Raw genomic sequence first — 14,280 nt, 5'->3', positions numbered from 1 at the left:
AGTTGTGGACCTCAACCGCTACCAGCAAGCCGCCATCAAGACCCTCCAAGAGCCCGCGCCAGGGACTGACCCCGTCGTGGTGCCCCTGCTCGGCCTCACTGGCGAGGTCGGCTCCCTCGCCACCGCCTACAAGAAGCACCTGCGTGACGGGCCCGGCCTCGCCTCAGGGAAGCAGCACCTGCGCGAAGAACTTGGCGACGTCCTGTGGTACGTCGCCGCTCTCGCCCACCGCTTCGACCTCGACCTCGAAGATGTCGCCGCCGCCAACCTCGTCAAGATCAGCGACCGGTGGCGCACCACCCCTGCCGCCGATCGCATCACCTTCGACGCCCACTTCCCCGAGGCCGAGCGGCTCCCACGGCAGGCCACCCTCACCTTCACCCTCCAGCAGCGCGACCGCGACGGGCGTACCGTCGCCGTCCTGACCCACGACGGCGTCCCCTGCGGAGACCCGCTGACCGACGCATCGCACATCAACGACGACTACCGATTCCACGACATCTTCCATCTCGCCCACGCCACCGCCCTGGGCTGGTCACCCGTCTCCCGCTTCCTGCTGCGCTGCAAGCGCAAGAGCGACCCCAAGACCGACGAGGCCGAGGACGGCGGCCGTGCCATCGCCATCGAGGAGGGCATCTCGGCCCTCGTCTTCTCCTACGCGGCCCGCCACGGGTTCTTCGAGAACGTCCGCCACATCGACCACGAACTCATCAAGACCATCGCCTCCATGACCTCCCACCTTGAAGTCAGCGTTCTGCGTTCCGCCGACTGGGAGCAGGCGATCATGACGGGCTACGACGCCTGGCGGAAGCTCCGTGCCCAAGGCGGCGGAACCGTACACCTGGATCTCGACGAGCAGACCCTGACGGTCGAGTCGTAGCACAAGGCGCTGCCGGGTCCCGGCGCGGAGACCTACCACTACCTCATGGGGATCGATCACTCGATTGTCGATTGCCCCCTGTGCCCGGTCCGCACACAGTCCGCAAGACACCCGCTAAAGTCCGTCGCACCCCATCGCCACCAATCACCAAAAGGCCAGGTCAGCGCCCCACAGGGGTGATCCCCGCAGGTCACCGACCCGGCCCATTACTGGGAGACGAAGAAGGCCTGAATCAGGCTTTCACGACGGTTCGCGTGGGTTCGCCCGTGCGGGCCGGTGTCGGAGAAGAGGCCCGACCGGGATCCCCGGCCGGGCCTCTTCCCGTCCCGGGCCGCGAGGCCGCATACGTCGGTCGGTCGCGTCGAGGCCGCGCGGTAGATTCGCGGCATGTCACCTCTCGAACCCCCTTACACACGGCTCCTGGTGGAGCGTTACGAGCCGGCCTTCCGTTTCTACACGGCCGTCCTGCCCAAGCTGACCGGGTGCTCGCTGGCGCGCGGTACCGAGGCGTCGGGGTACGCCAGCTGGGACGACTGCGAGGGGCGCACCGCGTTCGCGGTGTTCTCGCGGGCCGCGATGACCGCGGCCGTCGGGGAGGAGAACGTGCCCGTGGGGGCCTCCGTCGTCATCCGGGTGGACGGGCCCGAGGCGCTGGACGCCGCCGTCGACCTCTGCGCGTCCGCCGGCGCCACGGTGATCGCCCCGGCCCAGGACCGACCGCAGTGGGGTCCGACGATGCGGGCCGCCCATCTGCACGACCCGGACGGCAACCTGGTGGAGTTGCAGACGTACTGAACCGGCTCGGAAAACAGGCCGGTGCGGACGGTCGCGGCTCACCCTGTTCAGGGTTCGCCGGCCGCCCGGATACGGAAGGGGGCGCGGCCGTCGTGGACGGCCGCGCCCGGGGTCAGATGTTTTCGAGGACGGACGGCTGGAGCTCGGCCCCGTGCGGGAGTTGGCGGCGGATGTCGTCCAGCACCGAGGCGAAGTCCAGTTCGGCGCGGCCCGAGGCGTACACCGCTCCCCCCAGGTGCAGGGCGAGGCCCAGGTCGGGCTCGGGCGGCTTGAGGGAGAGCAGGCAGCTCAGCGTCGCCTGGTGGAGGGCGCCGTCGGGGGAGGCGACCGGTACCGGCATGTCCCATTCCAGGACGAAGTCGCGGAGGGTGCCGCCGTCGAGCACGAACGAGCCCTCCGGCGGTATCCCCGGTACCGGGCCGAGCGAGTCGAACCCCGTCCCGGCGAAGTCGACTCCCCTGATGCGGGTGTGCAGTTGGGTCCCGTCGGCGGTGATCGTCAGCGCTTCGGATCCATGGCGGTCTCGGTACCAGCCCGCCCAGGACTGTGTGGTCATGGGCGGGAGATTAGCGGCGCGGCCTGCCGTTCGTCACAGGGCGTGACCGAAATGGGAGTTAGCGCTTCCTTGTGTAAGTGGTGACGACTGTACCGTTTTCGAAGGAACGGCTGTCCGTCGGCACGAACGAGCGAGGGCCGAACTCCGCCCGGAACAGGGGGATTCCGGTCCCCGCCACGATCGGATAGCTCTTGATGACGAGCTCGTCGATCTCGTCGATGAGCTGTCCGGCGAGGTCGGCGCCGCCGCACAGATAGACGTCCAGGCCGTCCTCGCGCTTGAGGTCGCGCACGTACGCCACCGGGTCGCCGGAGACGACCTCGACGGCCGGGTCCGGGGAGTCGCCGAGGCCGCGCGAGAAGACGATCTGGCGCAGATGGGCGTAGGGGCTGGTGATGCCCTCCTCGAGGGCGGGCTCGTACGCCCCGCGGCCCATCAGCACCGTGTCGTACCGCGAGGGGGGCGCCTCGTCGACACCGAGGGCCCGCCGGGCGGCGGTGGGGAGGGTGTCGGGGAACTCGCCCGCCAGGAAGCCGACGAGCTCCTCGCTCAGCGGATAGAAGTCGAACGACCCGTCCGGGGCGGCGATGAAGCCGTCGAGGGTGAGGGCGATGTAGTACGAGAGCTTGCGCAAGCCGGCCTCTTCTGAAGTTGGGGGGTGGTCGGGCTATCAACCACTTCAGGTAAAGTACTTCGTGTGTAGTGGTTGCGCAAGGCCTTGACGGCCTTCACGGAAAGAGGGACGCGGATGGTCAGGAACCCGGAACGCAGAACCGCTCTCGTGGACGCGGCGATCGAGGTGCTGGCGCGGGAGGGGGCGCGCGGGCTGACCTTCCGCGCGGTGGACACCGAGGCCAAGGTGCCGCCCGGCACCGCGTCCAACTACTTCACCAGCAGGGACGACCTGCTCACTCAGGCCGGACGGCACATCCACGTACGGATGACACCGGATCCGGCCGAGGTCGGCGAGGCGATGCGGGCCGCGCCCTCGCGGGAACTGGTGGCCTCGCTGATGCGCTGGCTGCTGCGGCGCGTCGCCGGGGAGCGCACCGGCTACCTCGCGATGCTGGAGCTCCGGCTGGAGGCCACCCGCAGGCCGGAGCTCCGGGAGGCGCTGACGGAGGCCGTCCGCGCCGAGCTGGAGGCGAACATCGCGTTCCATCTGGACGCGGGACTCCCGGGCGACGCGGACACGGTACGGCTGCTCTACTTCGCCATGACCGGCCTGCTGGTCGACCACCTCACCCTGCCGGACCTGCTCGGCGAGGACACCGCGGAGCGGCTGGTGGGGCTGATGGTGGACCGGGTGCTCGGCGGCTGAGCCCCGGTCCCGTACGGCGGCGCGGCCGCTCAGCCGCGCGGCTCGCGCCACATCGGGTACATCAGGGGCCCGTCCGGCAGCCGCAGCGGCTCACCGAGGTGCGTGAAGCCGAGCCGTTCGTACAGCACGGCGCTGCGCGCGCTGCTGGCCTCCAGATAGGCGGGCACGCCCTCGCGGTCGCACTCCGCCAGGACGGGAGCGATGAGCGCGGCCCCCGCCCCCTGCCCCTGGCGGTCCGGGGCGACCGCGATCAGCAGCAGGTACCGGTGCGCCCGGCCGTGCGGGTGGACGGACGCGGTGAGCCGGCCGATCAGCTCCACCCGCTCGTTCTCCGGGTCGACGGCCGCCCGCAGCTGCGCCGGGCCCTCCTCCTCGTCCTCCGGGTCCTCCTCCGCCTCCGCGGGGACGTCGAGCCACAGGGCGGTCGCCGTGCCGTCCTCGGCGAGGTCGGCATGCCCCTCGTCGAGCGCGATCTCCAGGAAGGCGCGCATCAGGTGGGGGTGCCTCTCGCGGCGGTGTACCGGGTCCGGGAAGACCCAGCTGCTCACCGGGTCGTCCTGGAACGCCTCGTCGAGCAGGCGCACCGCCGCCTCCACCGCCTTCTCGTCGTCGCGCGCGACCCGCCGTATGCCCGTGCCCGGTCCCGTACCCATGCCGCCGCCCATGTCGCCACCCTTGTCGCGTTCCGTCGATCCTCAACTGACCGCGACGATCCTAGGGTTGGCTCTCCCCGAGTCGGGGCGCGAGGGGTCCCGGGTGGCAGCCCCGGGACCCCTCGGCGCCCGCCCCCCTCGGGCCGCTGTCAGTGGGAGCGCCGGGTCACGTACTCCGCCAGGGCCAGCAGGTCGCCCGCCGCGGCGAGGTCCGGGACCGCCCGGGACAGCTCGCCGACCGCCCGGGCCATCCGGTCGGCCGCGTGGATCTGCGCCCAGTCACGGCCGCCCGCCCGGTCCACCGCCCCCGCCGCCCGCCGCACCGCGGCCGCCCCCATCGGGCCCCGGTACAGCTCGGCGAGTTCGGCCGCCGCCGGGGTGGCCGAGGTCAGGGCGGCCACCACCGGCAGCGACTTCTTGTGCGAGGCGAGGTCGGCCCCGGCGGGTTTGCCGGTACGGCCGGGGTCGCCCCAGATGCCGATCAGATCGTCGATGAGCTGGAAGGCCAGCCCCGCCTCGCGGCCGAACGCGTCCAGCGCGGACACCTCGTCGGGCCCGCTGCCCGCGTACAGCGCGCCCAGTGAGCAGGCGCAGCCCAGCAGCGCCCCGGTCTTGGCCATCGCCATGTCCAGGCACTCCTCCAGGGAGACCTCCTGGGGGCCGCGCTGCTCGAAGGCGCAGTCGGCCTGCTGTCCGGCGCAGAGTTCGATGACGCGCGAGGCGAGCCGGGCGGAGGCGGCCGGGGCCGCCGGGTGGGGGTCCTCGGCGAGCAGCCGCAGCGCCAGCGCGAGCAGCGCGTCCCCGACGACGATCGCGTCCGGGGTGCCGAACACGGTCCAGGCGGTGAACCGGTGGTGCCGGGTGGCGTCCTCGTCGATCACGTCGTCGTGCAGCAGGGTGAAGTTGTGGACGAGCTCGACGGCCGCGGCGGCCCGCAGCGCCCGCCCCGGGTCGCCGCCCAGCGCCGCGGTGGCCGCGAGGACGAGCGCGGGCCGGATCGCCTTGCCCGCCTGTCCCGCGGCCGGGGTGCCGTCGGCGTGCTCCCAGCCGAAGTGGTACATCGCGACCCGCCGTATCGAGCCGGGCAGCGACTCCACGGTGTCCCGCAGCATCGGGTTCACCGCCGCCCGGGTCCGTTCCAGCAGGTCCACGGCCTCGCGTCCCTCGACGGCTTCCCCCATGACCAACTCGTCACTCCTCTCGCCGTGTCCGACTGCGCGGCCCCTCCCGCGTCGTGGCCCGCCGCGCGCAGGTGGGGGTCTTTCCGGACGGGCGGCCGGGGGACCTCCCCGACCGCCGACCGCCCGCCCGGGGCCGGGGGTCAGCGCCAGCGGCTGACTTCCACGTTCTCCAGGACACCGAGGGCGTCCGGGACGAGGATCGCGGCGGAGTAGTAGGCGGTGACCAGGTACGAGATGATCGCCTGCTCGTCGATCCCCATGAACCGCACCGACAGGCTCGGCTCGATCTCGTCGGGGATGCCGCTCTGCTGGAGGCCGATGACGCCCTGCTCGTCCTCGCCGGTACGCATGCAGAGGATCGAGGTCGTACGGGCGTCGCTGACCGGGATCTTGTTGCAGGGGAAGATGGGCACCCCGCGCCAGGTCGAAACGCGGGTGCCGGCGACGTCGATGCTCTCGGGGACCAGGCCGCGTTTGTTGCACTCGCGGCCGAAGGCGGCGATGGCGCGCGGGTGGGCGAGGAACAGCTTGCTGCCGCGCCGGCGGGCGAGCAGTTCGTCCATGTCGTCGGGGCTGGGCACGCCGTCGTGGGGCTGGAGGCGCTGGCCGTAGTCGCAGTTGGCGAGGAGCCCGAACTCGCGGTTGTTGACGAGCTCGTCCTCCTGGCGCTCGCGCAGCGCCTCGACGGTGAGCCGCAACTGCTGCTCGGTCTGGTTCATCGGCTGGTTGTACAGGTCCGCGACCCGGCTGTGGACCTTCAACACCGTCTGCGCGACCGAGAGTTCGTACTCGCGCGGCGCTCCCTCGTAGTCCACGTACGTGTGCGGGATGACCGCCTCGCCGACATGGCCTGCGGCCAGGTCGATGGCCGCCTCGCCGTACTTGTTGGTCCGCTGCTCCGGGATCGCCGCGAAGGCGGTGAGGTGCTCGTCCAGGGAGGTGGCGCGCTCGGCGAGGTTGAGCACGTCCGCGCGCCTGAGGGTCAGGACGGTGCAGGCGGTGGCGGCGCGGGCGGTGTCGTCCCAGGTGGCGTCGCCGGACACGAGCGCCTGCTCGCCCAGGTGCGCCCCGTCGGCGAGGACGCCGAGCACCGCCTCGTCGCCGTAGGGTCCGGTGCCGATGCGCTCGACGCGGCCGTGGGCGATCAGATAGACCGTGTCCACCGGGTCCCCGGCGGTGGCAAGGACCTCTCCCGCCGCGTACTCGCGCTGCTCGCAGCGGTTCGCCAGCTCGGTCAGCGCCGACTCGTCGTCGAAGCCGCGCAGCGCGGGCAGTTCGCCCAGCTCGGCGGGGATCACGGCGACCCGCTGGCCGGTCTGGACGAAGGTGATCCTGCCGTCGCCCACCGAGTAGCTCAGTCGCCGGTTGACCCGGTACGTACCACCCTTCACCTGCACCCACGGCAGCATGCGCAGCAGCCACCGGGAGGTGATCTCCTGCATCTGCGGGGCGGACTTGGTGGTGGTCGCCAGATTCCGCGCGGCGGCGGTGCCAAGACTCTGCTGCGCGCGGTTCTCGGGCCCTGCCTCGACCGACATGTGTTTCCCCTCGATCTTCCGATCATGAGCTGACCTGCGCGAGAAGCCTTCCAGCACGGACGGTGTGTGCGCCATTACACAAATGAGTGGGACTAGAACCCCGCCCGGCGGGGCAGGTTGCGCTCTCCCGCGCGGCACCCGGCTCCTCGCCGGGGGCGTCGCGCCCGCCGACACCCCTGCGTGTACGAGGTGTTCGGCCCCGACCTCTGGCTCGCGCAGGACTGGCCGTCATCGGGCGGTCTGTCCGGATCGGCTCGCACGCGGCCCGAACAGATCGCCCATAGTGGGAAGTTCCGGTAGAAGCGGGTAGAGCACATTCCGGCTCAACCGCACCAGGTACCGCAAACCGGGGTACCGCTCATCGAAGGAGTCGGCCATGGCCCCACCCATGTCGGCTGACCAGATCCTCTCCGCGCTGCGCGCCGAAGGACTCCATGTCGTCGAGGTCGACGGCTGGCGCACCCACAACCGGGCCGGGCACGGCGCCTGGGGGCCCCTCAACGGGGTGATGATCCACCACACCGTCACCCGGGGCGCGGACGCAACCGTTCGCATCTGCTACGACGGTTACGACAGTCTGCCCGGTCCGCTCTGCCACGGCGTGATCACCAAGGACGGCACCGTCCACATGGTCGGCAACGGCCGCGCCAACCACGCCGGCGCGGGCGACGGAGACGTGCTGCGCGCGGTCATCGCGGAGAAACGCCTGCCGCTGTGCCAGAAGGCGGACACCGACGGCAACCCGCGCTTCTACGGGTTCGAGTGCGAGAACCTCGGCGACGGCGAGGACCCCTGGCCACCGGCCCAGCTCCTGGCGATCGAGAAGGCCGCCGCGGCCGTCTGCCGGCACTACGGCTGGACCGAGCGGTCGGTGATCGGCCACCGCGAGTGGCAGCCCGGCAAGGTCGACCCGCGCGGCTTCGGCATGGACTGGCTGCGGGAGCGGGTCCACGAGCGGCTGAAGTGAAGCGGCCGAAGTGAAGCGGCCGAAGAGAGGGCCGACGTGACGGCCCCGGTCACAATGGACAGGTGACCGAAGAAGCGCTCGACCTCACCACCGCCCTGCGGCCGCGTATCCCTTCGCCTCTGCAACCGGTCGAGGACGAGCGCTTCGCCCGCCACGGCGTCCGGCTGCTGCTCAAGCGCGACGATCTGATCCACCCGGCCCTGCCGGGCAACAAGTGGCGCAAACTCGCGCTGAACCTGCGCGAGGCCGCCGGGCGCCCGGTGCTGACGTTCGGCGGCGCCTACTCCAACCATCTGCGCGCCACCGCCGCGGCCGGCCGGCTCCTGGGCTTTCCCACCATCGGCGTGGTCCGCGGCGACGAGCTCGCCCACCGGCCCCTGAACCCCTCGCTCGCCCGGTGCGCGGCGGACGGCATGCGGCTGCACTTCCTGGACCGCGCGACCTACCGCCGCAAGGCCGAGCCGGAGGTGCTGGCCGCGCTGCGCGAGCGCTTCGGCCCCGGCGCCTACGCCGTCCCCGAGGGCGGCAGCAACGCCCTGGCCGTGCGGGGCTGCGCGGCGCTGGGGCGCGAGCTGGACGGCCGCGCCGACGTGGTGGCGGTGGCCTGCGGGACCGGGGGCACCCTGGCCGGACTCGCCGCCGGACTCACGGGCGGCCGGCGCGCGCTCGGGTTCCCGGTGCTGCGCGGCGGCTTCCTCGCGCGCGAGATACGGCGCTCGCAGGAGGAGGCCTTCGGCGCGGCCGGGGACAACTGGTCGCTGGACGAGCGCTTCCACTGCGGCGGTTACGCCCGTACCACCCCCGCGCTCGACGCCTTCGCCGACGACTTCGAGGCCCGCCACGGTCTGCCGCTGGAGCGGCTGTATGTCGCCAAGATGCTGTACGGGCTGGTGACGCTCGCCGAGGAGGGCGCGTTCCCCGAGGGGAGCTCGGTCGCCGCCGTCGTCACCGGGCCGCCGCTCCGGCCGTAGGGCCGCCGGGGGCGCTCAGGACTCGCTCTCGCGGTACGCCGCCGCCTCCTCCAGGTCGAGCCGGCGCAGCAGGGTGCGCAGCATCTCGTCGTCGATCCGGCGCGCGTCCCGCAGCTGGACGAACACCTCGCGCTCGGCGCCGATCATCTCGCGCGACAGCCTGCGGTAGGTGGTGTCGGCCGACTCGCCGGTCACCGCGTTCACCCCGCCGAGCCGCTCCCACGGGGAGTTGCGGCGCCGCTCCAGGACCGTGCGCAGCCGGTCGACCAGCGGCTGCGGCAGCGCGTTCGCCTCGTCCGCGAGCAGCTCCTCGAGGCGGCGCTCGGCGGCCAGCGAGGCGTCGCTCTGGGCCTGTGCCTCTGCCAGCGTCGCGGCCCGCGCGTCGCGCCCGGGCAGCTTCAGCGCCCGGATCAGCGGCGGCAGCGTCAGGCCCTGTACCACCAGGGTGGCGATGACCGTGGTGAAGGTCAGGAACAGCACGAGGTTGCGGGCCGGGAAGGGGTCGCCGTCGTGCGTGGTGAGCGGGATGGAGAAGGCGATGGCGAGCGAGACCACCCCGCGCATCCCGGCCCATCCCACGATCACCGGAGCCGTCCAGTCCGTGTCCGCCTCGCGGGTGCGGATCCGCTCCGACAGGACGCGCGGCAGGAAGGTCGCGGGGAAGACCCAGACGAACCGCATCGCGACGACCGCGGCGAAGACCCCGGTGGCGTACAGCACCGCCTCCCCCACCCGGTACTCCCCGAGCCCCCGCAGCACCACCGGCAGCTGGAGCCCGATCAGCGCGAACACCGACGACTCCAGGACGAAGGCGACCATCTTCCAGACCGCCGCCTCCTGGAGCCGGGTGGCGAAGTCCACCTGCCAGGAGCGGTGGCCCAGGTGGAGCGCGACGACCACCACGGCGAGCACCCCGGAGGCCCCGACCTCCTCGGCCGCCGCGTACGCCACGAAGGGGATGAGCAGCGAGAGGGTGTTCTGGAGCAGCGCCTCCGTCAGGCGGGTGCGCAGCCAGTGGATCGGCACCATCAGCACGAGCCCGATCCCGACCCCGCCGAGCGAGGCCAGCGCGAACTCCCCGATTCCCCCGGCCCAGGTAGCCCCCTCCCCCACCGCGGCCGCAAGCGCCACCTTGTAGGCGGTGATGGCGGTCGCGTCGTTCACCAGGGACTCGCCCTGGAGGATGGTGGTGATGCGGCTCGGCAGGCCCAGGCGCCGGGCGATGGCGGTGGCCGCGACCGCGTCCGGCGGCGCGACCACCGCGCCGAGCACCAGGGCGGCCGTGAGCGGCAGATCGGGCACGAGCAGATAGGCGAGCCAGCCGACGGCCACCGTCGCGAACAGGACGTACCCCACCGAGAGCAGCGCGACGGGCCGCAGATTGGCCCGCAGATCCAGGTACGAGCTGTCGACGGCGGCCGTGTACAGCAGCGGCGGGAGCAGCAGGGGCAGCACGATGTGCGGGTCGAGCGTGTAGTCCGGGACGCCCGGCACATAGGCGGCGGCGAGCCCCGCCGCGACCAGCAGCAGAGGGGCCGGCACCGGGGTGCGGCGGGCGGCCCCGGCCACCACGGCGCTCCCCGCGACCAGTGCCACCAGCGGCAACGCGTCCATCCCAGCCACCTCACAACCCAAGCGTCGTAACCTGGCAATCATGAGCGAGTGCCCCCACGTTGCCGAACTGCCGCGCCCCGAGCCCCCCGCGCTGACGGACACCTGCCCGCAGTGCCTGGCCGCGGGCACCCATCACGTACAGCTGCGGCTCTGTCTGGTGTGCGGCTATGTGGGCTGCTGCGACTCCTCGCCGATGCGGCACGCGACCGCCCACCACCTCGCCACCGGGCACCCGGTGATGCGCACGCTGGAGCCGGGCGAGGACTGGCGCTGGTGCTTCGTGGACAACGCGCTGGTGTGAGGAGGGAAGCCGGGGGAATCCGGACGGTTCGGCACCCTTCGGGCTGGGTACGTCAACCCGGCGCCGGTTCACAGCAATTGGGCACCGCACACCTCTAGCCACTGTCCGTGCCCATATGCTTACCATGAGTGACAGCTGCCGGGAGGGGTCCCGGCGACACGGCACCATGGATCGCGATAGCGTCGCCCTTCCGAGCACCACGATCGCGTGGACGACGCACGATCACCGCATTTCGTACCGCATGGCCCCGGAGGCGTCCCCTCCGCCGGGGCCCGAGAGAGCTTGTGCACCTTGGAGGTGAGGGTGTCCCAGATCGCAGGCGAGCCCGGGAACCAGGACTTCGTGGAAGTCCGGCTGCCGGCCGCGGGTGCCTACCTGTCGGTGCTGCGTACGGCCACGGCCGGTCTCGCGGCACGTTTGGACTTCACCCTCGACGAGATCGAGGATCTGCGCATCGCGGTCGACGAGGCCTGCGCGATCCTGCTCCAGCAGGCCGTCCCCGGCTCCGTGCTGAGCTGTGTCTTCCGTCTCGTCGACGACTCCCTGGAGGTCACGGTCTCGGCCCCGACCACGGACGGCCGGGCGCCCGAGCGCGACACCTTCGCCTGGACGGTGCTCTCCGCGCTCGCCGGCAAGGTCGACTCCTCGGTCGCCGACGACCGTACGGTCTCCATCAGCCTGTACAAACAGCGCGGCGCGGGACCCGGACCGGCGTGAGCGGGGACGGTCCGGTGCGGGACGACAGGCGCATCCCCGAGTCGCACCCGGAGGAGCCGCTCTCCATCGGTATCCCGGAGCAGCAGGCCCGGCCGCACCCGGTGGACGGACTTGACGGCCTTGAGGCCGTGGCGGAGCAGACGCGGCAGGCAGAGCGGGCGGCCCACATGAGCGAGCACATCGAGCACACGCACCACCAGCACGATCCGCAGGACCGCAGCGGGGCGCGGGCGATGTTCATCGAGCTGCGCAAGCTCCCCGACGGTTCGCCGGAGAAGGCCGAGCTGCGCAACCGGCTCGTCCGGATGCACCTGCCGCTGGTCGAGCACCTGGCCCGGCGGTTCCGCAACCGCGGCGAGCCGCTGGACGACCTGACCCAGGTCGCCACCATCGGCCTGATCAAGTCGGTCGACCGGTTCGATCCGGAGCGGGGCGTCGAGTTCTCGACGTACGCGACGCCCACGGTCGTCGGCGAGATCAAGCGGCACTTCCGCGACAAGGGCTGGGCGGTCCGGGTGCCGCGCCGCCTCCAGGAGCTCCGCCTCGCGCTCACCACGGCCACGGCCGAGCTCTCCCAGCAGCACGGCCGCTCGCCCACGGTGCACGAGCTGGCGGAGCGCCTGGGCATCTCCGAGGAGGAGGTCCTGGAGGGCCTGGAGTCGGCCAACGCCTACTCGACGCTCTCCCTGGACGTCCCGGACACCGACGACGAGTCGCCGGCCGTCGCGGACACCCTGGGCGCGGAGGACGAGGCGCTGGAGGGCGTGGAGTACCGGGAGTCGCTCAAGCCGCTCCTGGAGGACCTGCCGCCGCGCGAGAAGCGGATCCTGCTGCTGCGCTTCTTCGGGAACATGACCCAGTCGCAGATCGCGCAGGAGGTCGGCATCTCGCAGATGCACGTCTCGCGGCTGCTGGCCAGGACGCTGGCACAGCTGCGGGAGAAGCTGCTGGTGGAGGAGTAGGCGGCCGGACCCGCCCCGGGGCGCGCGCCCGGCGTCCGGCCGAGGAGCCGGGCCCCCGAGGACCCGGCCGGCGCCTACGGTGCTCCTTGCGGGCGCCCGAGCCCGCGGTCGGTACTCCCGGCCGCAGCCCGCGGTCCGCTCCCGGCCGGCGCCCACAGCTCGCAGTCGGTGCTCCCGGCGGCGCCGGCAACCCAGCGGGCGGCGGCCCCTACGGCTGCCGCGTCCCGCCCGCCCCGCTCACGCCGAGTGCCTCGGCCGTGGCCGGGTTGACGAGCTGGACGAGGCCGGTCACCGCGAGCACGGCCATGACGATCCCCACCGGGATCGCCGGGCCGTTCGAGGTCAGGAACATCCAGGCCACCGGAAGCGCCAGGATCTGGGTGATCAGCGCGGGCCCCCGGCTCCAGCGCCGCCGCAGCAGCAGCCCGCGCGCGGCGATCAGCGGGATCAACCCGAGGACGATCAGCGTCACCCCGCCCGTCACGGCCTGCCGGGGCTGGTCGGGCTTGCCCGTGAGGCCCATCACGAACATGAAGACGCCGCCGCCGACCAGGGCCAGGCCCTCGATCGCGGCGATCGCGGCGGCCGCGGTCAGCCGCCGGGGGCGCGGCCCCTCGGGGGCGCCGGTGCCGGTCTCGCTGTCAGGGTGCTGCTCAGTACTCACCCCAGCAGGGTAGCCCTCGCCGCCCTCCCGCCTCCCGGCCCCGGGGGGGCCGCGGCGAGGGGCTGGACTGTGCCCGGTACCGCCCGGTAGGTACTCTGGCGACCATGCGTGCACTTCTCGTGGTCAACCCGGCGGCTACCACCACCAGTGCCCGCACCCGTGATGTCCTCATCCACGCGCTGGCCAGTGAGATGAAGCTGGAGGCCGTGACCACGGAGTACCGGGGGCACGCCCGCGACCTCGGGCGGCGGGCGGCGGAGAGCAGCGACATCGACCTGGTCGTGGCGCTCGGCGGGGACGGCACGGTCAACGAGGTCGTCAACGGACTGCTGCACAACGGACCCGACCCGGAGAACCTGCCGAGCTTCGCGGCGGTCCCCGGCGGCTCCACCAATGTCTTCGCCCGCGCGATCGGGCTGCCGAACGAGCCCGTGGAGGCGACCGGCATACTGCTGGACGCTCTGCGCGAGGGGCGCGGCCGCACGGTGAGCCTGGGCCTGGCGGCCGGCACTCCGGGCACCGAGGACGAGGGCGTCCCGGACCGCTGGTTCACTTTCTGTGCCGGACTGGGGTTCGACGCGGGGGTCGTCGGCCGGGTCGAACAGCAGCGCGAGCGCGGCAGACGCTCCACCCACAGTCTGTACCTGCGCCAGGTGGCCCGGCAGTTCCTCGCCGAGCGGCACCGGCGGCACGGCACGATCACCCTGGAACGGCCCGGCCAGGACCCGGTCGAGGACCTGGTGATGTCCATAGTCTGCAACACCTCCCCCTGGACCTACCTGGGCAATCGCCCGGTGTACGCCACCCCGGAGGCATCTTTCGAGACGGCCCTGGACGTGCTCTCGCTCTCCAGACTCTCGACCTCGTCGGCGGCCCGCTACGCCACCCAGCTGCTGACCTCGACCCCCGAGAAGGGTCCCCACGGCAAACACGCGGTTTCACTGCATGACCTCACGGCCTTCACCTTGCATTCCAAGGCCCCGCTGCCCTTCCAGATGGACGGCGACCACCTGGGTCTGCGTACGAGCGTGACGTTCACAGGCGTACGCCGTGCACTGCGTGTGATTGTGTGAGTGGAAGGGCCGAAAGTCCTTTAACTCGAACGTTTGGGCTGGGCCCCACCCCATAGAAGTACGACTGTGACCCAGTCGACACCGAGG

The 14,280-nt window shown here is 72.1% G+C and carries 16 protein-coding genes; 9 read left to right on the top strand and 7 right to left on the bottom strand.

The window, feature by feature from the left end:
• The first annotated feature begins 4 nt into the window (after positions 1-4).
• Together ABZ404_RS06740 and ABZ404_RS06735 are read left to right on the top strand one after the other, a co-directional pair.
• Positions 5-880, top strand: a complete 876-nt coding sequence (locus ABZ404_RS06740; RefSeq protein ID WP_358833066.1) for a nucleoside triphosphate pyrophosphohydrolase family protein — start codon at positions 5-7, stop codon at positions 878-880.
• A 387-nt stretch (positions 881-1,267) separates the two neighbouring features.
• The gene (locus ABZ404_RS06735; RefSeq protein WP_358833065.1) at positions 1,268-1,675 is read left to right on the top strand and encodes a VOC family protein; all 408 of its coding nucleotides are present in this window, start codon (positions 1,268-1,270) and stop codon (positions 1,673-1,675) included.
• 112 nt (positions 1,676-1,787) lie between these two features.
• Here the strand turns inward: ABZ404_RS06735 and ABZ404_RS06730 are convergent, their stop codons facing one another.
• A complete protein-coding gene (locus tag ABZ404_RS06730) occupies positions 1,788-2,231 on the bottom strand; it encodes a DUF6304 family protein (RefSeq protein WP_358833064.1) in 444 nt (147 codons plus the stop codon).
• A gap of 58 nt (positions 2,232-2,289) precedes the next feature.
• Positions 2,290-2,865 carry a dihydrofolate reductase family protein gene (locus ABZ404_RS06725; protein ID WP_358833063.1) on the bottom strand — a complete coding sequence of 192 codons (576 nt, stop codon included), beginning with the start codon at positions 2,863-2,865 and terminating at the stop codon, positions 2,290-2,292.
• A 114-nt stretch (positions 2,866-2,979) separates the two neighbouring features.
• Between ABZ404_RS06725 and ABZ404_RS06720 the strand changes: the two genes are divergently transcribed.
• Positions 2,980-3,552, top strand: coding sequence for a TetR family transcriptional regulator (locus ABZ404_RS06720; protein ID WP_358833062.1), 573 nt, complete (start codon positions 2,980-2,982; stop codon positions 3,550-3,552).
• Between the two features lie 29 nt (positions 3,553-3,581).
• Here ABZ404_RS06720 and ABZ404_RS06715 read toward each other — a convergent pair whose 3' ends face one another.
• The 3 genes from ABZ404_RS06715 to ABZ404_RS06705 all read right to left on the bottom strand — a co-directional run bounded on the left by ABZ404_RS06715 (position 3,582) and on the right by ABZ404_RS06705 (position 6,924).
• Positions 3,582-4,217, bottom strand: a complete 636-nt coding sequence (locus ABZ404_RS06715; protein ID WP_358833061.1) for a GNAT family N-acetyltransferase — start codon at positions 4,215-4,217, stop codon at positions 3,582-3,584.
• A 137-nt stretch (positions 4,218-4,354) separates the two neighbouring features.
• Complete coding sequence (locus ABZ404_RS06710) at positions 4,355-5,386, bottom strand: family 2 encapsulin nanocompartment cargo protein polyprenyl transferase (protein WP_358833060.1); 1,032 nt, start codon at positions 5,384-5,386, stop codon at positions 4,355-4,357.
• A 140-nt stretch (positions 5,387-5,526) separates the two neighbouring features.
• A complete protein-coding gene (locus ABZ404_RS06705; protein WP_358833059.1) occupies positions 5,527-6,924 on the bottom strand; it encodes a family 2B encapsulin nanocompartment shell protein in 1,398 nt (465 codons plus the stop codon).
• A gap of 376 nt (positions 6,925-7,300) precedes the next feature.
• Between ABZ404_RS06705 and ABZ404_RS06700 the strand changes: the two genes are divergently transcribed.
• Both ABZ404_RS06700 and ABZ404_RS06695 read left to right on the top strand, forming a co-directional pair.
• Entirely contained in the window at positions 7,301-7,891 is a 591-nt protein-coding gene (locus ABZ404_RS06700) for an N-acetylmuramoyl-L-alanine amidase (RefSeq protein ID WP_358833058.1), read from the top strand.
• A 62-nt stretch (positions 7,892-7,953) separates the two neighbouring features.
• Positions 7,954-8,862, top strand: a complete 909-nt coding sequence (locus tag ABZ404_RS06695; protein WP_358833057.1) for a pyridoxal-phosphate dependent enzyme — start codon at positions 7,954-7,956, stop codon at positions 8,860-8,862.
• Positions 8,863-8,877: 15 nt separating this feature from the next.
• Here ABZ404_RS06695 and ABZ404_RS06690 read toward each other — a convergent pair whose 3' ends face one another.
• Positions 8,878-10,476, bottom strand: a complete 1,599-nt coding sequence (locus ABZ404_RS06690; protein ID WP_358833056.1) for a Na+/H+ antiporter — start codon at positions 10,474-10,476, stop codon at positions 8,878-8,880.
• Between the two features lie 40 nt (positions 10,477-10,516).
• Between ABZ404_RS06690 and ABZ404_RS06685 the strand changes: the two genes are divergently transcribed.
• The 3 genes from ABZ404_RS06685 to ABZ404_RS06675 all read left to right on the top strand — a co-directional run bounded on the left by ABZ404_RS06685 (position 10,517) and on the right by ABZ404_RS06675 (position 12,456).
• Entirely contained in the window at positions 10,517-10,777 is a 261-nt protein-coding gene (locus ABZ404_RS06685; protein ID WP_358833055.1) for a UBP-type zinc finger domain-containing protein, read from the top strand.
• Positions 10,778-11,080: 303 nt separating this feature from the next.
• On the top strand, positions 11,081-11,494 hold the full coding sequence (locus ABZ404_RS06680) for an anti-sigma regulatory factor (RefSeq protein ID WP_067163834.1): 414 nt from the start codon (positions 11,081-11,083) through the stop codon (positions 11,492-11,494).
• Between the two features lie 14 nt (positions 11,495-11,508).
• Positions 11,509-12,456: an RNA polymerase sigma factor SigF gene (locus tag ABZ404_RS06675; RefSeq protein ID WP_358833054.1), complete on the top strand. Its 948-nt coding sequence runs from the start codon at positions 11,509-11,511 to the stop codon at positions 12,454-12,456.
• A gap of 208 nt (positions 12,457-12,664) precedes the next feature.
• On the opposite strand, the gene ABZ404_RS06670 is transcribed toward ABZ404_RS06675, so the two are convergent.
• Complete coding sequence (locus ABZ404_RS06670; protein ID WP_358833053.1) at positions 12,665-13,120, bottom strand: hypothetical protein; 456 nt, start codon at positions 13,118-13,120, stop codon at positions 12,665-12,667.
• Between the two features lie 104 nt (positions 13,121-13,224).
• Between ABZ404_RS06670 and ABZ404_RS06665 the strand changes: the two genes are divergently transcribed.
• Positions 13,225-14,193, top strand: coding sequence for a diacylglycerol kinase family protein (locus ABZ404_RS06665; RefSeq protein WP_358833052.1), 969 nt, complete (start codon positions 13,225-13,227; stop codon positions 14,191-14,193).
• Positions 14,194-14,280 lie beyond the last annotated feature (87 nt).

It is taken from the genome of Streptomyces sp. NPDC005878 (assembly GCF_040629815.1).
Classification (GTDB): Bacteria; Actinomycetota; Actinomycetes; order Streptomycetales; family Streptomycetaceae; genus Streptomyces.
This window is presented reverse-complemented; position numbering and strand designations above follow the sequence as displayed.